The sequence below is a fragment of the Nonomuraea sp. N2-4H genome (assembly GCF_045291505.1).
Lineage (GTDB): Bacteria > Actinomycetota > Actinomycetes > Streptosporangiales > Streptosporangiaceae > Nonomuraea > Nonomuraea fastidiosa.
Map to the genome: position 1 here is coordinate 8,696,120 of NZ_CP147987.1, position 19,425 is coordinate 8,715,544.

Below are 19,425 nucleotides of genomic sequence, written 5' to 3' on the forward strand. Positions count from 1 at the left end.
CTGAGCCGCGTCCTTGCGGCGGCAGATGGGGGCAGCCCGGTCAACCCGTCAGTTGCGCCTCGAGCTCTTCGACGGTCGTCACCGGCATCCGGCACGTGAAGTCCCTGCACACGTACGCCGCGGGCGCGCCGCCGACCAAGTCGCGGCCCTCCAGCAGGGCGGGGTAGCCGTCGCCGCCCGGCCGGCCGAGCGCCACCACCAGGCCGGGCGCGCCGGACAGCAACGCCGCGCGGTGCAGCTCGCGCGTGCGCGGATCGTCATCGGGCCCCACCACCGCGACCTCCACCGGCCCCGACAGCGCCGCACGCGCCACGGCCAGCCCCCACCCGGCGAACCTGGCGTGCCCGGGGGCCAGCACCGACACCGTGCCCAGAGCCGCCTGCGCGGCCACGCGGTGCCGGGCCGAGCCGGTCAGCGCGGCGTACGACAGCAGCGCCCCCGCGGCCGCGTACTGGCCTGAGGGGGTGGCGTTGTCGGTCGGGTCCTGCGGCCGCTGGAAGAGCCGCTCGGCGTCGTCGGCGGTGTCGTAGAAGCCGCCGGTGCCGTCGGCGAACTTGTCGAGCACGGTGTCCAGCAGCGAGCCCGCCAGCCGCAGCCACTTGGTCTCGCCGGTGACGCCGTAGAGGGTGATCAGGCCCTCGGCGACGTCGCCGTAGTCCTCGAGCACGCCCGCGTTGCCGCCGGGCCGGCCGCCCTTGGACGTGCGCAGCAGCCGCCCGCCGTCGATGTGGACGCGTTCAAGCAGCTCGGCCGCCGCCGTGGCCGCCTCCACCAGGTCGGGCCGGTCGAAGGCGACGCCGGTCTCGGCCAGAGCCGCAATGGCCAGGCCGTTCCACGCGGCCACCACCTTGTCGTCACGGCCCGGCCGCACCCGCCGCTCGCGGGCGGCCAGCAGCCTCGCCCGGACGCCGGCGTAGCGTTCCGGGTCCTCGGGGTCGCGCAGGAGCTGCAGCACCGACCTCCCGTGCTCGAACGTGCCCTGCGGCGTCACCTCGAACAGCCCGGCCGCCCACCGGCCGTCGTCGTCGCCGAGCACCTCGCGCAGCTCGTCCGGTGTCCAGACGTAGAACTTGCCCTCCTCGCCCTCGCTGTCGGCGTCGAGCGCGGAGGCGAAGCCGCCCTCGGGAGTGCGCAGCTCGCGCAGCATCCAGCCGGCGGTCTCCAGCGCCACCCGCCTGGCGAGCTCGCCGCCGCCCTCGCGCCACCAGTGCGTGTAGACGCGCAGCAGCAGGGCGTTGTCGTAGAGCATCTTCTCGAAGTGCGGCACCACCCACATGTTGTCCACGCTGTAGCGGGCGAAGCCGCCGCCGAGCTGGTCGTACATGCCGCCGCGGGCCATCGCCTCCAGCGTCTTGCCGCTCATCTCGCGCTCGCCCGAGCGCAGCAGGAACTCCAGCACCATCGACGGCGGGAACTTGGGCGCCGCGCCGAACCCGCCGTGGGCCGCATCGAACGACTCCCGCAGGTTGGCCACGGCCTGCCGCAGCGTCTCCTCCGACGGCAGCGGCCCGCTGGGCAGCGAGGCCTGCGCGTTCAGCGCCTCGACGACCTTGGCGCCCTGGGCGAGCACGGTCTCGCGGTCGCCCGTCCAGACCCGGTGCACCTCCTGCAGCAGGCGGCGGAACTGCGGGCGCGGGAAGTAGGTGCCGCAGTAGAACGGGTGGCCGTCGGGCGTCGCGAACACCGTCATCGGCCAGCCGCCCTGCTGGGTCATGGCCTGGGTGGCGTTCATGTAGACGGCGTCCACGTCGGGACGCTCCTCGCGGTCGACCTTGACGTTGACGAAGTGCGCGTTCATCAACTCGGCCGTCTCTTGGTCCTCGAAGCTCTCGTGGGCCATGACGTGACACCAGTGACACGCCGAATATCCGACGCTGATCAGCAGCGGGACGTCGCGGCGGCGGGCCTCCGCGAACGCCTCCTCGCCCCACGGGAACCAGTCGACAGGGTTGCCCGCGTGCTGCAGCAGGTAGGGGCTCGTCGCGTCCTTCAAGCGGTTCATCATGACCTCCACGGCCCACACTAGACGGCCCGATCACCCTCCCCCTTCCCCGCAACCCCTCCTCCCTGCCCCCGCTTCAGGTCGCCGGTCCCTTCCGCCGCCCTGCCGCAGTCTCGGGCCGTCGGCCGTCTCCGCCGCCTGACGCCGACCACCCTCCCTCGTGGCGACCTCCGCCCCGCCTCCTGGCGGGGCCTCCGCCGTCGGCGCTTCCAGCCGACCACCCTTGTCGGTCTGGTGGTGTGTGGGTGTGCTCGCGGGTTCAGCGGTCGGTGGTGCGGTGGGTGCGGCCGGTTCCGTGGGCTCGGCGGCGGGTGGCCGGGGCGGTGGTCTGACGGGCGGTGGGCGGGCGGCGTAGGTTACGAGGGGTGGATATCGAGTACGTCTGCACGCATGCCGGCCGCCCCGTGACGGCCGTCACCCGCCGGGACGTGGCGCGCGCCCTGCTCGCCGTGCCCTCCGGCGTGGCCCTCGTGGCTCTGCCCGATCTGCGGCGCGCCATGGAAGCGGCGGGCAACCCCCTGTCCCCTCCCTTCTGGGAGTCCGCCAGAAGAACGCTCAGCGCCGTCGAGGCGGGTCTGGCGACGGCGGGGGACGTGCAGCGCTGGGTCGAGTCCACCGGCACCGAGCCGATCGTCCTGACGCCCTCGTACTTCATCTGGCCCGAGGAGGACGAGCGCGGGCCGGTGGCGACCGAGATGCACGCGAAGCTGGTCGCCTACCTGGAGGACAAGGTCGCGGCGGGGGAGATCGACCCCGACGCGCTGGCGGCCGGCGACGCCGAGGCGCGCACGGCGTACGAGGACCTTCAAGAACGCTGGCTGCGCACGCCGCAGCCCGACGGCCGGGTGCCGAGTGACGTGGTCATCGACGAGAAGGACCAGGAGCTGCTGCAGGACTCGCGGGTCGAGGACGAGATCGCGCTGACGGAGCTGCACGGCGTACTCGCCAAGCTGCCCGTGCAGCCGGAGGCGCCGGTGGGGGAGCTGGCGGAGGCGGCGGCCAGGCTGCGCGCGCTGCTGGTCATGCCCGGCTACCCGGCGAACGTGCTGCGGGCCTGCTCCGGGCTGGACGACCGGCCGATGCCCGACGACGACGGGCTGCTCTGGCTGATGGTCGCGGCGGGCCTGGTGCGGCCGCTCGGCGACCTGCCGGAGGACGAGGACACGCTGGAGGAGTTCATCGACCTCGACGGTGAGCTGAGCGAGGAGGACATCGCGCTGGCCAACATCTGCGCGCTCCAGCACGGCGACTGGCTGACCGGGGTGGGCGAGCTGGTCAGGATGGGGCCGGGCGCGTCGGCATCGCCCGAGCGGATCGCGCAGTTGATCGCCGAGGCGGAGAAGGCCGAGGGCGACGTGCTGGACGAGGACGAGCTGCGCACCGTCGAGGAGCTGTTCACGTCGGTGGTGAGCATGTGGGCGCTGCTCGGCATCGTGGACGCCGACAACGCCCTGACCCCGCTGGGCTGGTGGGGCCTGCCCAGGGCGCTCAGGCTCGCCTGGGGCGACCGCTGACCCGGCCTAGCCGTCGACGAGCTCCTGAAACTCGGGGTGGCGCTCGATGTAGCGGGCGACGTACGGGCACTCCGGCTTGACCTTCAGCCCCGCGTCGGCGCCGGCCCGCAGGGCGTGAGCGACCAGCGCGGAGGCCAGCCCCTTGCCCTCGTAGGCGGGCTTGATCTCGGTGTGCAGGAAAATGATCTTGGTGGGCAGCAGGCGATAGACGACGAAGCCGGCGACCTCCCCGTCCACGTGGATCTCGAAGCGGCTCTCCGCGGTGTTGTCGACGATCTCGTGGGTCATCTACGACCCGGCCTTGCCGTCGGCCTTCTTCGGCCCGGCCTTGGCGTCGCCCTTGGCGCCCGCCTTGGCCCCCGCGGTCTCCGCCTTCGAGGTCTCGGCCCCGCCTGCGGCCTGCTCGTCCTCGCGCGGCACCTCGATCTTCGACATCTGCTTGTTCATCGACTTGATCAGCCAATAGAGCGCGAAGCCGAGCAGAGCCACGACGACGAACCCGAGCAGACCCGGGCTGACTTCACCTGCTGCTAGAACGGTCACGACTCCAGTCTGCCACCGGGATGCGGTGGTCCGGTCAGTGGCAGGCCGGTTCGACCTCGTCGGCGTGGATGCCGGCGAACAGGTCGTCCTCGGGCAGCGAGGTCTCGACCAGCGAGCGCGCCAGGTGGTAGTCCTCGGTCGGCCAGATCTCCTGCTGCAGCTCGCGCGGGCAGACGAACCAGAAGCCGTCATCGGGGTCGACCTGGGTGGCGTGCGCCAGCAGGGCCTGGTCGCGGATCTCGAAGTAGTCGCCGCACGGCACGCGGGTGGTGACCGGCCACTTGGCCGGGCGGTCCTCCCAGCGGGCGATCCAGTCGGCGTACGGGGAGCCGAGGCCGCGCTCCATCATGGCCTCGTGCAGCGCCTCGAAGCGCTCCTTGGTGAAGCCCATGTGGTAGTAGAGCTTGAGCGGCTGCCACGGCTCGCCGGTGCCCGGGTAGCGGTCGGGGTCGCCGGCCGCCTCGAACGCCTCCACCGAGACCCGGTTGGTCATGATGTGGTCGGGGTGCGGGTAGCCGCCGTCGTCGTCGTACGTGATGATCACGTGCGGGCGGAACTCCCTGACCGCGGCCACCAGCGGCGCCGCCGCGTCCTCCAGCTTCTGCACGGCGAAGCAGCCCTCCGGCAGCGCCTCGTCCTCGCTCTCCGGCAGCCCGGAGTCGACGAAGCCCAGGAAACGCTGCTGCACGCCGAGGATCTCACGCGCCTTGGCCATCTCCGCCTTGCGCACCTCGGCGATGTTGGCCACGATCTCGGGCCGGTCCATCTTCTTGTTGAGCACGGATCCGCGCTCACCGCCCGTGCACGTACAGACCAGAACTTCCACACCCTCGCGCGCATAGCGCGCCATCGTGGCGGCGCCCTTGCTCGACTCGTCATCGGGGTGGGCGTGTACGGCCATCAGCCTCAACGGTGCACTCACGGGCTCGAAGCTCCTCAGTCACGGACCGGTCACTCGCCCAGAGAGGTTAGTTTCTGCTGGGCGGTCGCGAGGGCACACCCCTCGCGGGCGACAATTGTCTCGGATAACGCCGAGGGAGTGCAGGGAGATTCCGCCATGGTCACCAGAGATGCCGGGGACGGTCCAGTCCTCGGCACGCCCGACGACTTCCCAGATCGGCCCAGGAAGGGCGGCCGGCTCGTCGTCCACGTGGTGATCGGCGTGCTGGTGGCCATCATCGCGGGCGGGTGGGGCTACGTGATGTGGTCGATGACGTCGGGCGGGTCGGAGGCGCCGTCGCAGGTGGTCGCGTTCGAGATCATCAGCCCGACGCGCGCGGAGATCACCTTTGAGGTCTACAAGCCCGACGATAGGGTGGCCGTCTGCCGGATCAGGGCGCTGGACGTCGATCATGCGGAAGTGGGCAGCAAGGAAGTAAGAATCCCGGCTGGTGAGGGTAGTAAGCAGCTCAAGGAAAGCCTCGACACGAGCGGTCAGGCGACTTCCGTCCACATCCAGTACTGCAATCTCGTATAGTGAGACATTTGGGGAAGCGTTCGGGCGGTTGACTTGTTAGCCTTTCGCAATTCAACCGTACGTAACCTCAAGTGATCTCAGGGCCCCCTAGGCAAGCAAGGAGAACCCGTGGCCGACTCTCGCGATGAGAACGTCACATGGCTGACGCAGGAGGCGTACGACCGCCTGAAGGCGGAGTACGAATATCTCTCTGGTCCCGGGCGCGTCGACATCGCCAAGAAGATCGAGGCCGCTCGGGAAGAGGGCGACCTGCGTGAGAACGGCGGCTACCACGCCGCCAAGGACGAGCAGGGCAAGATGGAGGCCCGGATCTTCCACCTCAGGCAACTCCTCGACAACGCTCGGGTGGGAGAGGCCCCCAAGACCGAAGGCGTCGTCGGCCCCGGCATGACCGTGACCATCCGGTTCGTCGGCGACGACGAAGAGGTGACCTTCCTGCTCGCCTCCCGCGAGGAGAGCGGAGCGCCGATCGATGTCTACTCGCCCAAGTCCCCCCTCGGGGCGGCGATCAACGGCAAGAAGATCGGGGAGAAGGCCACCTACTCCCTGCCCAACGGACGGCAGAACACCGTCGAGATCCTCGAGGCTGTGCCGTACATCGGCAACTGACACCACCGCACGACGACCGCCGGGTCCCCGCTGGCCCGGCGGTGTTTTCGCATGGGTCGGGAATCCGCCAGGATCTCAGCTTCCTGGTGCGGAGCCGCAGGAGGCGTAACACGACGAGGCTGGTGCCGTTCATCGTGGTGGCGCTGGTCGCGGTGCTGACCGCCGACGTGCTGTTACTCGCGCGGCCCGAGGGCCTCATGGAGCCCGAGGCGCCGCGCGCCATGCCGAAGCAGTCGCTGCTGGCCCAAAAGCGGCCCCAGCGTGCTCAGGCGACGCCGACGCAGACGGCGGCGGCCGTGCAGCCGGTCGCGCCGCTGCGCAAGCTGCACAAACCCAACCTGTTCGTGCTCACCCGCAAGCCGTTCACCCAGGAGATGCTGGAGCGGGTCGCCAAGGTGCCAGGTGTGCGGGCCCTTGAGCTGGCCGACGCGGCCTCGATCATGCTGGACGGCAAGCGGGTGCAGACGCTGGCGGTCAACCCGTCCACGTTCCGCTCCTACACGCCCAAGGTGACCGCCGCATCCGACGCGCTGTGGCAGAACATCGCGGCCGGCGATGTGGCCGTGTCGTTCGTGCTGGGCAACGACGGCGGTCTCGCGCTGCACAGGCGCGTCTGGGCCGGTTCGTCGCTGCAGTTGCGGGTCGGCGCGTACGCCACCACCGGCTTCGGCGCCGTGGACGCCGTCGTCTCCAAGGACGTGGGCCGCCGCCTGGGCCTGCCCCGCGACAACGCGCTCATCGTCAGCGCCCCGAAGGCCGACTCCGACGTGCTGCGCAAGCGCATCCTCGCGCGGTTGCCCAAGGGCACCCAGATCGCGCTGGTCAACCCGGTGCTGCCGCAGCCGAAGCAGCAGGTGACCCAGAACTGGCCCGCAGGGTCGTTCATGACGGGCGAGCAGCTCACGACGGCGCTCAGGGCGGCGGCGTCGAAGCTGGGGCGTCCGTACGTGTGGGGCGCCGAGGGCCCTGACTCCTTCGACTGCTCGGGGCTCGTGCAGTGGGCCTACGCGCAGGCCGGGGTGCGCATGCCCCGCGTGACCCACCAGCAGTGGGTGACGGGGCCGCAGGTGCCGTTGGAGCAGGCGCAGCCGGGGGACCTGCTGTTCTGGCGGAACGACCCGACAAATCCCGACTACATTTCCCATGTGGCGATTTATTGGGGTAACGGGAAAATGCTGCATGCGCCGCGTACCGGAGACGTCGTGAAGATCGTCCCGGTGAACACCCGGAACCTGGCCGGCGTCGTCCGGGTCAGCCCCATCGCCGCCGCGAAGGTCCGCTGACGAAACCCGGTCCCGTTGCGGGGGCCGCGGGTCACGCATGAGAGCGACCCGGCCCCGTCGCGGTGGCCGCGGGTCCGCCGACTGAAACCCGCCCGGGAAAGACCTCCGTTCCTCCTGCCCGAGCACGACGCAAGCATGTAATGTTGATTACATGGCAACAGATGACGTCACGGCGCAGGTGCGCGGGTGGTTCGCCGGACGGCTGCCCGGCGACTGGTTCACCGGCGTCCCCGAGATCATCATCGACCGCGAGGAGATCGCGGTCATCGGCACGCTCCCCGACCCGCCGCAGGACGTGCCCGAGGCCGAGCGGGCCGCGCTCATCGACGGCCTCGTCCGCCGCTTCAGGGAGGAGACCAGGGAGCGGCGCATCGAGATCGCCAGGGAGGCGGAGCACAAGTTCCGCCAGAAGGTGTCCTGGGGCGTGGTGTGCGGCGGCGAGACTGTGATGTTCACCACACTCTCCGTGCCCGTCATGACCCGTCTGCGCCAGGCCGAGCGCCAGGTGCTCGACACGCTCGTGGCCGCCGGCGTGGCAAGAAGCCGCAGCGACGCGCTCGCCTGGTGCGTACGGCTCGTCGGGCGACACACCGACACGTGGCTCGCCGATCTGAGAGAGGCGCTTCAGCACGTCGACCGCGTTCGCGCCGCGGGCCCCGACATCAATTCCTGAGACCCTCCAGCGGAAACGGGCCGGCGAATGGACTAAACCACTCCGGAAATTGGTTTAGACCAGCCTGATTGGTTTGGACCACTGCCCGGAAAATCGCTCTTTTAAATCTCCTCCGTTTGGGTAGGCTCCCCCAATCGTCAGGGCCGCTGCCTGCGGCGACGTCCTGGACCACAGGTCTATGCCAATTGGCGTGAAAGCCGCTTCGTCGTTAATGATGACGTGGCCCTGGGAGAGTGGAGGAGTCAGCGTCGTGTCCGTTTCCGTAGAAGTAACCGCGCCCACCACCAATAAGAAATTGGCGGCGTGGGTGAACGAGATAGCCGCACTTACCCGGCCCGACCGCGTCCATTGGTGCGACGGGTCCGAGGAAGAGTGGACGCGGCTCACCAACCTTCTCGTCGAGCAGGGGACGTTCACGCGTCTCGCCGCCCGGCCCAACAGCTTCTACGCCAAGTCCGACCCCAGCGACGTGGCCAGGGTCGAGGACCGCACGTTCATCTGCTCCGAGCGCGAGGAGGACGCGGGGCCGACCAACAACTGGATCGCCCCCGACGAGATGCGCCGCACGTTCGGCGAGCTGTTCAAGGGCTGCATGCGCGGCAGGACCATGTACGTCGTCCCGTTCTGCATGGGTCCGCTCGGCGGCGAGATCTCCCAGCTCGGCGTCGAGATCACCGACTCCGCGTACGTCGCCGTCTCCATGCGCATCATGACCCGCATGGGCGACAGGGCGCTGCGGCTCATCGAGGAGCGCGGCGACTTCGTCAAGGCCGTGCACTCCGTGGGCGCTCCGCTCGAGCCCGGCCAGAAGGACGTGCCCTGGCCGTGCAACTCGACCAAGTACATCAGCCACTTCCCCGAGACCCGCGAGATCTGGTCCTACGGCTCCGGCTACGGCGGCAACGCGCTGCTCGGCAAGAAGTGCTACGCCCTGCGCATCGCCAGCGTCATGGCCCGCGACGAGGGCTGGCTCGCCGAGCACATGCTCATTCTCAAGCTCACCCCGCCGTCGGGCGAGGTCCGCTACATCGCCGCCGCCTTCCCGAGCGCCTGCGGCAAGACCAACCTCGCCATGCTGCAGCCGACCATCCCAGGCTGGAAGGTCGAGACGATCGGCGACGACATCGCCTGGATGCGCTTCGGCGAGGACGGCCGCCTCTACGCGATCAACCCGGAGGCCGGCTTCTTCGGCGTCGCTCCCGGCACCGGCGAGGTCACCAACGCCAACGCGATCAAGACGCTCTGGGGCAACAGCATCTTCACCAACGTCGCGCTCACCGACGACGGCGACGTCTGGTGGGATGGGCTCACCGAGAAGCCGCCCGCGCACCTGATCGACTGGCGGGGCCGCGACTGGACGCCCGACAGCGACGAGCCCGCCGCCCACCCGAACGCCCGCTTCACCACCCCTGCCTCCCAGTGCCCCACCATCGCACCGGAATGGCAGGACCCCAAGGGCGTGCCCATCTCGGCGATCCTCTTCGGAGGCCGGCGCGCCACCGCCGTGCCCCTGGTGACGGAGTCGCTGAGCTGGAAGCACGGCGTCTTCCTCGGAGCCAACGTCGCCTCCGAGAAGACCGCCGCCGCCGAGGGCAAGGTCGGCGAACTGCGGTACGACCCGTTCGCGATGCTGCCGTTCTGCGGCTACAACATGGGCGACTACTTCGGCCACTGGCTGGAGATCGGCCGCCGACCCGGAGCCAAGCTGCCGCGCATCTACTACGTCAACTGGTTCCGCAAGAACGCCGAAGGCAGGTTCATATGGCCGGGCTTCGGTGAGAACAGCCGGGTGCTCAAGTGGATCGTGGAGCGCCTCAACGGCGAGGCCAAGGCCTCGCCCACGCCGATCGGGCTGCTGCCCGCCGACCTCGACACCGAGGGCCTGGACCTGTCCGAAGAGGACCTGCGCACGCTGCTGACCGTCGACAAGGACGTCTGGCGCGAAGAGGCTGCGCTGATCCCGGCCCACTTCGAGAAGTTCGGCGATCACCTGCCCAAGGAGCTGTGGGACGAGTACCACGCCCTGCTCGATCGCCTCGGCTGATTCCGGTCCCCGGCAGGGGCCCCGCCGCTGAGGCGCACCCTGCCGGGACCACGAACGGCGCCGGCCGCCCTCGCAACGGCCGGCGCCGTTCGCGTGTCCGGGCCGCTCTTGCAACGGTCGGCGCTGTTCGCGTGTCCGGGCCGCTCTTGCAACGGTCGGCGCCGTTCGTGTGTCCGGAGATGATGGCGGGCCGGAGCCACGACGCGGCGCGCTCCGAGCCCTCCCGTGGGTGGCGGGCCGGCTTCGCGTCGCGTGCCACGACGCGGCGCGCCCCCGGCGCCGGACCGCGCGGCTTTCCCTCCGGCCACACGGCTTCCTCCGCGTCTCAGAAGCGGCTCGACGGTGACGACGGAAGTGTGAAGGCGGCGAGCTAAAGGAGCAAAACCCCCGTTAGGCCGGACGAGTCTCTTACCGTGCGAAGCAGGAGTCATGTCAGGACATGACGCTGATCGACCGCACGAGGGAGGTCGTTCATGAACCTGTTCCTGCTGCTCGCCGCGGTGGCCGTCGCGATCGTCGTCGCAGCCGCTGCGGCCGCCCGGTGGAGGATCGCGCACTCGGGGGCCCGCGCCGAATCCTCCTACCGGAACCTGACCTGCTACGAACTGGCGTACCTGGCGGGCGGCCCCGAGCGGGCCGCGGAGACCGTGATCGCGCGCCTGGTGAGCATCGGCGCGGCGCGCCTTGCCAGCAGCGGGCGCGTGCACAAGGTCAAGGCCGGCCGGATGGACGGCGACCCCGTCGAGGAGGCCGTCGCCGGAGTCGTCGCACGCCGGTCCGGGCTGACGGTGGCCGCGCTGAAGCAGGAGGTGGCGCGCAGCGTGGCCGTCCAGGAACTCGGAAAGAGCCTGTCGGGGGAGGGGCTGCTCCTGACGGACGGATCCAAGGCGCTGCTGCGCGGGTGGAGCCGCCTGCTGCTCTGGGCGGGCGTGGCGGCGCTCGCGGGCGTCGTCGTCACGCTGGTGCGGCTGTTCGGCGCGCCCAGCACGTACGCGCTGTTCGCCCTGCTCGTCTTCGGGGGCACCGCCGTGGCCGCGTGGGTCGCGCTCCGCGGTCACCGGCGGTACATGCGGGCCCCGGTCACTCCGTCGGGCCGGGCGGCCCTGGCGGCGGCACGGCGGGGGACGACGCCCGCGACGAGCCCGTGTCCGTCGCGCTCCAGGGCGTGACCGCGGTGCGCGACACCCGGCTGCGCGTGGAGCTCCGGCGGACACCGCCTCGGCAGCGCAGCGTCAAGCAGCCCTCGTCCCGGCGGGCCGGCAGGCTCACCCGTAGCCGGTACGGGGGCGCGAGCTACGGCTACGGCGCCGTGCCCTACAGCCAAACGACCATGCCCGGGACAGGAACCTGCGGCATCGGTACGTCGAGCTGCGGCGGCGGCTCGTCGAGCGGTGGCGGCGGCTGTGGTGGTGGCGGTTGCGGCGGCGGAGGCTGCTGAACGCGGTGCGCGACGCAGGAGTCGTGTCGTCGGACATGACGCTGATCGGCCGCACGAGGGAGGTCGTTCATGAACCTGTTCTTGCTGTTGACCGCGGTGGCGACAGGGATCGTCGCCGCCGCGGCGGCCGCCAGCCGGCGGCGGATCGCACGCGGGGGTTCCGCCGCCCAGTCCGGCCATCGGGAGCTGGACGTCTACGAGCTGGCGTACCTGGCGGGCGGCCCTGAACGCGCCGCCGAGACCGCGATCGCGCGCCTGGCTGCTGCGGCTGTTCGGCGCGCCCAGCACGTACGGCCTGATCGCCCTGCTCGTCTTCGGGGGCACCGCCGTGGCCGCGTGGGTCGCGCTCCGCGGTCACCGGCGGTACATGCGGGCCCCGGTCACTCCGTCGGGCCGGGCGGCCCTGGCGGCGGCACGGCGAGCGGAGACGGGCTCCGACGAAGAGCTCCTGGCGGTCGCGCTCAAGGGCATCCGCGCTGCCCGGCAGCGTCGTGAGCCGGGAGCTCCAGCGGTCCCGGCGCAAGGAACGACGGCGGCACCGCGCCGCCGGCAGGCTCCTCATCAGCGGCTGCACCGGCTACACCTACGGCGGCTACGACTACCGCCACACGCACACCCGTAGCACCTTCGGCTGGGGCGGCGGCGGAGGCTGATGACCGCGGCACGACAGCCCGTGAGGCACGCCGGGCCCCCGCGGGAGGCGCGGGGCCCGGCGCGTAACGACGAAAGGGGAGAAGACCAGATGAGCGGGGGCGAGGAGGTCGCGATGGACCGGCTGGGTGTGGGCATCGGCTGGCGGTCGGAGCTGGATCTGACGATCGAGCGCATGGAAGGCGTCGACTTCGTCGAAGTGGTCGCCGAGAACGTCTGGCCGGCCGACCTGCCGGAGTCCTTACTGAAGCTGCGGGAGAGGGGCCTGCCGGTGATCCCGCACGGCGTCTCGCTCGGGATCGGCGACGCCGCACCGCCCGACCCCGCCCGGCTCGCCCACCTGGCCGCCTGCGCGGAGGCGCTGGGGTCGCCGCTGGTCAGCGAGCATCTGGCGTTCGTACGCGGCGGCGGCATCGAGGCCGGGCACCTGCTGCCGGTGCCGCGCACCCGCGACTCGCTGCGGGTCGTCATCGAGAACGTGCGCCGCGCCCAGGACGCCCTGCCCGTGCCGCTCGCCCTGGAGAACGTCGCCGCGATCTTCGGCTGGCCCGAAGACGAGCTGACCGAGGCGCAGTTCCTGGCCGAGCTGGTGGAGGCCACGGGGGTGGGGCTGCTCATCGACGTGGCCAATCTCTACAACAACGAGGTCAACCTGGGCCTGCCCGCCGTGGCGGCGCTGGACGTGCTGCCGCTGGAGCACCTGACGTACGTGCACGTCGGCGGCGGCTACGAGGCCCACGGGATCTGGCACGACACCCACACCACGGAGGCCCCTCAGGCCGTGCTCGACCTGCTGACCGAGCTGTGCGTGCGGACCACCCCGCCCGGGGTGCTGCTGGAGTGGGACGACGACTACCCCAGCGACGCCGTGCTGGCCGATGAGCTGGCCAGGATCAGGACGGCGATGGCCGCGGCCGGAGCCCGCCGATGACCCCGCGCCCACCCCTGTCCCAGCCCGCCACGAAGCCCGCGACCCCGGAGCCTCCGCAGAACGCGGCGTTGGGCGGGGGACAGGCCCGTGCGGGCGGCGCGGCGCCGGGCGCGGGGCAAGCGCCTGCGGGAGACGCAGCCCAGGGCGCGGGTCAGGGCGTGGGGCAGAGCGCAGCCCAGGGCGCGGGTCAGGGCGCGGATCAGGCGCACTCGGCGCACTCGGCGGACGCGGCGCGGGCGGCGCTGGCGGAGCGGCAAGGGCGCGTGGTGGCGGCGCTCGTGGCCGGAGGCGAGCCGCCGGCCGGGTTCGACCCGGAACGGATGCGGGTCCAGGCCCACAGCCTGCTGGCCAAGCGGCGCGCCATCGTCGCCAAGCTCCGTCCGGACGCGGCCGAGGCGGCGGGCCCCGACCTCGCGGCCGAGTTCGCCGCGTACGCGCGTGCCAGGACCGAGCCCCCGCCCAGCTACCGCACCGACGCCGACGACTTCGCCGCCTGGCTCAGGGAGCGCGGCAGGACGTTCCCCGAGGACGAGCGGAGAAGGCCCTGGTGGTCCCGCCTGCCCGGCCTGCGCGGACGCGCGCTCTGACAGACCTCCGCCCGGCACACGGGCACCCGGCCTCGCGGGCGTCCGCCCGGCACACGGGCACCCCGGCCTCGCGGGCGTCCGCCCGGAAGCCGGCGCACGCCCCAGAGGCCGTCCATCGGCGCAGGCAGGGCAGGGTTTAGCGGGCATTCCGCCGGAAACTGTGAGGGGATGGGAGGACTACGTTGTGTCGACGGCTCGTACCTGACCGTCACTCCTGTCGCGTGCACCGACAGCGTCGGCACGCCGTACGAGGTCACCCTTGAGCTGCACCGAGACGGCACCCCCTACGGCAGCGTGGGCGAGCGCTGCGGCTGGTTCCTGGCCCGGCTGGCACGGGGCGTCGAGGAGGCCCGCGCGGGCAGGGGCGCGGCGCGGCGCTGGGAAGACCCCGACGACCGTTTCCCGGGCGACGAGCCCGACGGCGAGCTGTTCTCCTTCCGCTACCGCACCAGGTGCGGCCTGCCGGGCGGCGAGCTGCGCTGCCAGCTCAGGACGATCCCGGTCTGGCAGTCGGGGCGAGGGGAGTGGCGGCTGACCCGCCGGGCGTACGTCGAGGCGTGGGCCGCCTCGGGCGTCGGCACGCGCGCGGTGCTGACCTCGTCTGAGCTGTCGGCGTTCGTGCGCGAGCTGCTGAATGAGGCGGAAGGGTGCATGGCAGGTAGAGATATGGTGAGGAATCGGAGAGACGGAGCAGGCACGGGCGTTTCGCGGTGATAATTGCCTGTTAGGGCATGAAAGACCGAACGCTGGGGAGGGCGCTCCGTGGGCCTGCGCGATCTGGTCTACCGGCTGTACGAACGCCGGCTGGAGGCCAAGCTGTCGAAGGACAGCATCCCTCGGCACGTCGGGGTCATCATCGACGGCAACCGCCGGTGGGCTCGTGCCATGGGCTTCCAGGACGTCTCCTCCGGCCACCGCAAGGGCGCCGACAAGATCTCCGAGCTGCTCACCTGGTGCCGTGACACCGGCGTCGAGGTGGTCACGGTCTGGATGCTCTCCAACGACAACCTCAACCGGCCCAAGGAGGAGCTGGAGCCGCTGCTGCGCATCATCGAGGACGTGACGCAGGAGCTGGTGGCCGAGGGCTGGCGGATCATCCCGGTCGGCGCGCTCGATCTGCTCCCTGACCGCACGGCGAATGTCCTGAAGAATGCAAAAGAAGCGTCATCACACCGTCCAGGCCTGATTGTGAACGTTGCAGTTGGGTATGGAGGAAGGCGTGAGATTGCCGATGCGGTGCGCTCACTGCTCCAAGAGCATGCGAGCAAGGGAGCGAGCATCGAGGACCTCGTCGAGGTGCTCGATGTGGAGCACATCGCGGAGCATCTCTACACTCGCGGCCAGCCCGACCCGGACCTCCTCATCCGGACCTCGGGCGAGCAGCGCCTGTCCGGCTTCATGCTCTGGCAGAGCGCTCATTCTGAGTTCTACTTCCACGAGGCCTACTGGCCGGACTTCCGCAAGGTCGATTTCCTGCGGGCGCTGCGCGACTACGCTGCGAGACACCGACGTTACGGTTCCTGACGCGACAATCGGGTATCCAGGACGTAACGTTGGAAATGTCCGGTCACAGGTCGGACATTTCGGAGAGGGCCCGCCTTTGCACCATCACTTGCCGAGGGGGCCGGACTCCGGCGCCGGCGGCGAAGAGCGGTCGGGGACGCGGGTCCGGTCCGATTCCCACCTCGTCTGCAGGGTGCCCGCACCAATGGGCGCCCGGGGGAGAACGTGTGGCAGTGTCCTCGATCAACCCTAACCACCAGCCGGCCAAGCGCACGTACGTGCTGGACACGTCGGTCCTGCTGGCCGACCCGGCGGCCATGACCAGGTTCGCCGAGCACGACGTCGTCCTTCCGATCGTGGTCATCACGGAGCTGGAAGGTAAGCGGCACCATCCGGAGCTCGGCTACTTCGCGAGGAAGGCTCTTCGCTACCTCGACGATCTGCGTGTCCAGTACGGCAGGCTGGACGAGCCGATGCCCACGGGGGACGGCACGATCAGGGTTGAGCTCAACCACAGCGACCCATCCATCTTGCCCGCGGGATTCCGTTTGGGCGACAACGACACGCGCATCCTCACCGTGGCCCGCTCGCTGGCCAGCGAGGGTTGCGACGTCGTCCTCGTCTCCAAGGACCTGCCGATGCGGGTCAAGGCCGCCTCGATCGGCCTGGCGGCCGAGGAGTACCGCGCCGAATTGGTGCACGAATCGGGCTGGACGGGCATGGCCGAGATCCAGGTGACCGCCGAGGACGTCGAGACGCTCTTCGAAGCGGGCACCGCGGACCTGGAGGAGGCCAGAGACCTGCCCACGCACACCGGCCTGCGGCTGCTGTCGGCCAAGGGCTCGGCGCTCGGCCGGGTGCAGCCGGACAAGTCCGTACGGCTGGTGCGCGGCGACCGCGAGGTCTTCGGATTGCACGGCCGCTCCGCCGAGCAGCGCATCGCGCTCGAACTGCTGATGGACCCGGAGATCGGCATCGTGTCGCTGGGCGGCAGGGCCGGTACCGGCAAGTCGGCGCTGGCGCTGTGCGCGGGTCTCGAGGCGGTCCTAGAGCGCCGCCAGCACCGCAAGGTCGTCGTCTTCCGCCCGATCTACGCGGTCGGCGGGCAGGAGCTCGGTTATCTGCCCGGCACCGAGGGCGAGAAGATGGGCCCGTGGGCGCAGGCGGTCTACGACACGCTCGGCGCGATCACCTCGCCCGAGGTGATCGAGGAGGTGCTGGATCGGGGCATGCTGGAGGTGCTTCCGCTCACGCACATCCGGGGCCGGTCGCTGCACGACGCGTTCGTGATCGTGGACGAGGCGCAGTCGCTTGAGCGCGGGGTGCTGCTCACGGTGCTGAGCCGTATCGGCGCCAACTCGCGGGTGGTGCTCACCCACGACGTGGCCCAGCGCGACAACCTGCGGGTCGGCCTGGCACGACGGCGTGGTCGCGGTGGTGGAGAAGCTGAAGGGCCACCCGCTCTTCGCCCACGTCACGCTGACCAGGTCCGAGCGCTCGCCGATCGCCGCGCTGGTCACGGAGATGCTCGAAGACATCACCATGTGATCATTTGAGCGCGCCGCACGTGAACCGCCCCTCGAGCTTCGGGGGGCGGTGTGGGTTCTGGCGCACGATCTTCACCTGCTCGAACGCCGCGTCCTGCTGCGCGGTGCACACGATCTGCGCGATGCCGATCCTGGTGAGCGTGCCCTCGCCGCTGATGTAGACGGTCAGCGTCGAGGTGCGCGGGAGCTGGATCTCGTCCCGCTGCGGCGGGTTGATGGAGTTCTTGGTCCGCAGGTACGTGAACCCGCGCAGCGCGGTGTCCCGCCCGTCGAGCAGCGGCTTCCTCGAGGCGTCGAAGAGCGCGCCGAGCAGGCTGTCCACGGTGTCGTCCTCGACGTCGGCCGGCTCCAGCGTGAGCTTGCCGTCCCTGATGAGGTAGATGGTCTTGGAGGGCGGCGGGATCTTCGCGGTGGGGGCGTTGCCGCGGTCCTGGACGTCGGTGGGGGAGATGCCGCAGGCCGCCGTCCCGGCCAGCAGGGTCACGATGGTGAGGGCACGGAGAATCTTCATGAGTGCGGTAGCCAGACGGTGAAGAGAGTGCCGGGGTTCTGGGGGCGTACGGAGATCGTGCCGCCGTGCAGCAGCACGTTCGAGCGGGCGATGGACAGGCCGAGCCCGCTGCCCTGGCTGCGGGCGCGGCCGGCGCCCGCCTTGAAGAAGCGGTCGAAGACGTGCGGCAGCGCCTCAGGCGGGATGCCCTTGCCGTGGTCGCGCACCTTCACCTCCAGGCCGTTCTCCGTGGCCCTGGCGGTGACGATCACCGGGGGCAGGCCGTGCTTGAGCGCGTTGCCGACCAAGTTGGCCACGATGACGTCGAACCTGCTGGGGTCGAGGTTGGCGGTCAAGCCCTGTGACGCCTTGACCGTCACCTGGTCGGTCCAGCCGCGCACCTCCAGGCAGTCGGCGATGCTGTCGGCCACGTTGACCGGCTCCAGGTTGAGCGTGGCGGTACCGGCGTCGAAGCGGCTGACCTCGATGAGGTGCTCGACCAGCTCGCGCAGCCGTTCGACCTCCCTGAGCACCAGCCTGACGGCCTCGGCGGGCGCCTCGGGCAGGTGCTCGGCCTCCTCCGAGAGCACGTCGGCCACGGCCGTCATCGCGGTCAGCGGCGTGCGCAGCTCGTGAGAGACGTCGGCCACGAACCTTCGCGACATGGCCTCAAGCGAGCGCAGCTCGGCCACGCTCAGCTCCAGCGCGGCCGCGGCGTCGTTGAACTGCGCGGTCAGCCCGGCCAGCTCGTCGTGGCCGTGTACGGGCAGGCGGGTGTCCAGCCTGCCCTCGCCGAGAGCCTTGGCGGCGGCGCTGAGGCGGCGTACCGGCAGCAGCACCTGGCGGGCCGACAGCAGCGCCACGACCAGCGCGATGACCACGATGACCAGGCTCGTCCTGGCCAGCGTGTTGCGCAGGGTGGCGAGCTGCGCCTCGTCGTCGTGCATGGGGAAGAACGCGAACGCGCGCAGCCCCGTGGCCTCGGGCACCCCGGCGTTCTCCCGGTAGACCTCGGCCCCGACGATGAGGTAGAGCTCGTCGTGGATGTACTTGCGCTGGGTGACGACGCTCTGCTTGGCCCGGCCGTACAGCTCGTTGGGCACGTCGCTCATCGACAGCGGGCCCTCGGCGGCGAGCATGTTGCGGTACTCGACGAACACGCTGCGCCCTGGGCCGCCGAGCGCGTGCGCCACGCGTTCGAGGTCGCGCTGGGTCGGCGGGGCCTCGCCCGGCCTGAGCTCGCCGACGGGGAAGGTGATGCCGCTCAGCTCCCTGGTCACCAGGTCGAGCGCGGTGGTCTCGGCCCTGGTGACGAGCGCGGTCTTGGCCAGCTCGTACCCGATGGTCGCGACCAGCAGGGCCGCGCCGACGGCGACGAGGGTGAAGGTGATGACCAGACGGCCGCGCAGCCCGGTGGGCCTGAGAAGACGGGGGAGCCGGCGGAGGAGGGAGATCACGGCGGGTTGAAGCGGTAGCCGAAGCCGCGCACCGTGTGGATGAAGACGGGCTCGCCGGGCTTGGGCTCGATCTTCGCCCTGATGCGCTGCACGCAGGCGTCCACCAGGCGCGAGTCGGCGATGTGGGTGTGGTCCCAGACGGCGCGCAGCAGGTAGCGGCGGTTGAGCACCTGCCCGGGGTGGCGGACGAGCTCCAGCAGCAGCCGCAGCTCGGTCGGCGTCAGGTGGATCTCCTTGCCGGACAGCGTCACCTTCAGCGCGCCCCTGTCGATCACGAGCTCGCCGAACGTGATGCGGTCGGAGGCGGCCGACTCGGCCCTGCGCAGCACGGCGCGGATGCGGGCGTCGAGGACGCGCGGCTCGACCGGTTTGACCACGTAGTCGTCGGCGCCGGCTTCCAGGCCCACCACGATGTCCAGGTCGTCGCCGCGCGCGGTGAGCAGGATGACGGGGAGCTGGTCGAGCTTGCGGACGCGGCGGCACACCTCGACGCCGTCGATGCCGGGCAGCATGACGTCGAGTATCGCGATCTCAGGACGGCGGGCTCTGATGTGGTCGAGGGCCTCCTCGCCCGTCGCGTACGACGTGACGGAGTGTCCCTGCCGGGTCAGCGCCAGCTCGAGAGCCGTGCGCACCGAGGGATCGTCTTCTACAAGGAGGATGCCAGCCACGCGCA

At 70.7% G+C, this 19,425-nt stretch carries 19 protein-coding genes and 1 pseudogene; 13 read left to right on the top strand and 7 right to left on the bottom strand.

What is annotated here, in order from left to right; all coding sequences use genetic code 11:
• Window positions 1–40: 40 nt before the first annotated feature.
• The gene (locus WBK31_RS40275) at window positions 41–2,002 is read right to left on the bottom strand and encodes a thioredoxin domain-containing protein (protein ID WP_364069124.1); all 1,962 of its coding nucleotides are present in this window, start codon (window positions 2,000–2,002) and stop codon (window positions 41–43) included.
• 365 nt (window positions 2,003–2,367) lie between these two features.
• On the opposite strand from WBK31_RS40275, the gene WBK31_RS40280 reads away from it, so the two are divergent.
• Window positions 2,368–3,516, top strand: a complete 1,149-nt coding sequence (locus WBK31_RS40280) for a hypothetical protein (RefSeq protein WP_406674103.1) — start codon at window positions 2,368–2,370, stop codon at window positions 3,514–3,516.
• A 6-nt stretch (window positions 3,517–3,522) separates the two neighbouring features.
• On the opposite strand, the gene WBK31_RS40285 is transcribed toward WBK31_RS40280, so the two are convergent.
• Genes WBK31_RS40285 through mca form a run of 3 tightly spaced genes read right to left on the bottom strand, consistent with a single transcriptional unit; the run spans window position 3,523 to window position 4,981 of the window.
• A complete protein-coding gene (locus tag WBK31_RS40285) occupies window positions 3,523–3,804 on the bottom strand; it encodes a GNAT family N-acetyltransferase (protein ID WP_406674104.1) in 282 nt (93 codons plus the stop codon).
• Window positions 3,805–4,059 (bottom strand): hypothetical protein, encoded by a 255-nt coding sequence (locus tag WBK31_RS40290; protein ID WP_364068787.1) that lies wholly within the window; start codon window positions 4,057–4,059, stop codon window positions 3,805–3,807.
• A 34-nt stretch (window positions 4,060–4,093) separates the two neighbouring features.
• Window positions 4,094–4,981, bottom strand: a complete 888-nt coding sequence (gene mca / locus WBK31_RS40295) for a mycothiol conjugate amidase Mca (protein WP_364068789.1) — start codon at window positions 4,979–4,981, stop codon at window positions 4,094–4,096.
• 135 nt (window positions 4,982–5,116) lie between these two features.
• Between mca and WBK31_RS40300 the strand changes: the two genes are divergently transcribed.
• The 12 genes and pseudogenes from WBK31_RS40300 to WBK31_RS40355 all read left to right on the top strand — a co-directional run bounded on the left by WBK31_RS40300 (window position 5,117) and on the right by WBK31_RS40355 (window position 16,803).
• Entirely contained in the window at window positions 5,117–5,536 is a 420-nt protein-coding gene (locus tag WBK31_RS40300; protein WP_364068791.1) for a DUF4307 domain-containing protein, read from the top strand.
• A 108-nt stretch (window positions 5,537–5,644) separates the two neighbouring features.
• Window positions 5,645–6,145, top strand: coding sequence for a transcription elongation factor GreA (greA, locus tag WBK31_RS40305; RefSeq protein ID WP_364068793.1), 501 nt, complete (start codon window positions 5,645–5,647; stop codon window positions 6,143–6,145).
• 122 nt (window positions 6,146–6,267) lie between these two features.
• Entirely contained in the window at window positions 6,268–7,428 is a 1,161-nt protein-coding gene (locus tag WBK31_RS40310) for a C40 family peptidase (RefSeq protein ID WP_364068795.1), read from the top strand.
• A 151-nt stretch (window positions 7,429–7,579) separates the two neighbouring features.
• Window positions 7,580–8,101, top strand: a complete 522-nt coding sequence (locus WBK31_RS40315; RefSeq protein ID WP_364068797.1) for a hypothetical protein — start codon at window positions 7,580–7,582, stop codon at window positions 8,099–8,101.
• Between the two features lie 214 nt (window positions 8,102–8,315).
• Window positions 8,316–10,145 (top strand): phosphoenolpyruvate carboxykinase (GTP), encoded by a 1,830-nt coding sequence (locus WBK31_RS40320; RefSeq protein ID WP_406675566.1) that lies wholly within the window; start codon window positions 8,316–8,318, stop codon window positions 10,143–10,145.
• A 473-nt stretch (window positions 10,146–10,618) separates the two neighbouring features.
• A complete protein-coding gene (locus WBK31_RS40325) occupies window positions 10,619–11,314 on the top strand; it encodes a TIGR04222 domain-containing membrane protein (RefSeq protein ID WP_406674105.1) in 696 nt (231 codons plus the stop codon).
• Between the two features lie 760 nt (window positions 11,315–12,074).
• Entirely contained in the window at window positions 12,075–12,236 is a 162-nt protein-coding gene (locus WBK31_RS40330; RefSeq protein WP_364068801.1) for a hypothetical protein, read from the top strand.
• A gap of 89 nt (window positions 12,237–12,325) precedes the next feature.
• Window positions 12,326–13,165 carry a DUF692 family multinuclear iron-containing protein gene (locus WBK31_RS40335; RefSeq protein WP_406674106.1) on the top strand — a complete coding sequence of 280 codons (840 nt, stop codon included), beginning with the start codon at window positions 12,326–12,328 and terminating at the stop codon, window positions 13,163–13,165.
• Between the two features lie 158 nt (window positions 13,166–13,323).
• The gene (locus WBK31_RS40340) at window positions 13,324–13,752 is read left to right on the top strand and encodes a hypothetical protein (RefSeq protein WP_406674107.1); all 429 of its coding nucleotides are present in this window, start codon (window positions 13,324–13,326) and stop codon (window positions 13,750–13,752) included.
• 168 nt (window positions 13,753–13,920) lie between these two features.
• Window positions 13,921–14,466 carry a hypothetical protein gene (locus WBK31_RS40345; protein WP_364068807.1) on the top strand — a complete coding sequence of 182 codons (546 nt, stop codon included), beginning with the start codon at window positions 13,921–13,923 and terminating at the stop codon, window positions 14,464–14,466.
• A gap of 48 nt (window positions 14,467–14,514) precedes the next feature.
• Complete coding sequence (locus WBK31_RS40350; RefSeq protein ID WP_364068809.1) at window positions 14,515–15,276, top strand: isoprenyl transferase; 762 nt, start codon at window positions 14,515–14,517, stop codon at window positions 15,274–15,276.
• A gap of 296 nt (window positions 15,277–15,572) precedes the next feature.
• A pseudogene (locus WBK31_RS40355) lies at window positions 15,573–16,803 on the top strand (PhoH family protein).
• On the opposite strand, the gene WBK31_RS40360 reads toward WBK31_RS40355, so the two are convergent.
• Genes WBK31_RS40360 through WBK31_RS40370 form a run of 3 tightly spaced genes read right to left on the bottom strand, consistent with a single transcriptional unit; the run spans window position 16,804 to window position 19,420 of the window.
• Window positions 16,804–17,313 (bottom strand): hypothetical protein, encoded by a 510-nt coding sequence (locus WBK31_RS40360; protein WP_364068813.1) that lies wholly within the window; start codon window positions 17,311–17,313, stop codon window positions 16,804–16,806. It lies immediately after the preceding pseudogene.
• Window positions 17,310–18,749, bottom strand: coding sequence for a HAMP domain-containing sensor histidine kinase (locus WBK31_RS40365; RefSeq protein ID WP_364068815.1), 1,440 nt, complete (start codon window positions 18,747–18,749; stop codon window positions 17,310–17,312). Before WBK31_RS40365 ends, WBK31_RS40360 begins: the two co-directional genes overlap by 4 nt.
• Window positions 18,746–19,420 carry a response regulator transcription factor gene (locus WBK31_RS40370; RefSeq protein WP_364068817.1) on the bottom strand — a complete coding sequence of 225 codons (675 nt, stop codon included), beginning with the start codon at window positions 19,418–19,420 and terminating at the stop codon, window positions 18,746–18,748. The genes WBK31_RS40365 and WBK31_RS40370 overlap by 4 nt, the downstream gene beginning before the upstream one ends.
• Between the last annotated feature and the right edge of the window lie 5 nt (window positions 19,421–19,425).

Coding starts and splice junctions, on each gene's coding strand:
- WBK31_RS40300 (WP_364068791.1), top strand. CDS start 5,117: ATGGTCACCAGAGATGCCGGGGACGGTCCAGTCCTCGGCACGCCCGAC.
- WBK31_RS40320 (WP_406675566.1), top strand. CDS start 8,316: ATGACGTGGCCCTGGGAGAGTGGAGGAGTCAGCGTCGTGTCCGTTTCC.
- WBK31_RS40315 (WP_364068797.1), top strand. CDS start 7,580: ATGGCAACAGATGACGTCACGGCGCAGGTGCGCGGGTGGTTCGCCGGA.
- WBK31_RS40275 (WP_364069124.1), bottom strand. CDS start 2,002: ATGAACCGCTTGAAGGACGCGACGAGCCCCTACCTGCTGCAGCACGCG.
- WBK31_RS40345 (WP_364068807.1), top strand. CDS start 13,921: ATGGGAGGACTACGTTGTGTCGACGGCTCGTACCTGACCGTCACTCCT.
- WBK31_RS40285 (WP_406674104.1), bottom strand. CDS start 3,804: ATGACCCACGAGATCGTCGACAACACCGCGGAGAGCCGCTTCGAGATC.
- WBK31_RS40335 (WP_406674106.1), top strand. CDS start 12,326: ATGAGCGGGGGCGAGGAGGTCGCGATGGACCGGCTGGGTGTGGGCATC.
- WBK31_RS40360 (WP_364068813.1), bottom strand. CDS start 17,313: ATGAAGATTCTCCGTGCCCTCACCATCGTGACCCTGCTGGCCGGGACG.
- WBK31_RS40325 (WP_406674105.1), top strand. CDS start 10,619: ATGAACCTGTTCCTGCTGCTCGCCGCGGTGGCCGTCGCGATCGTCGTC.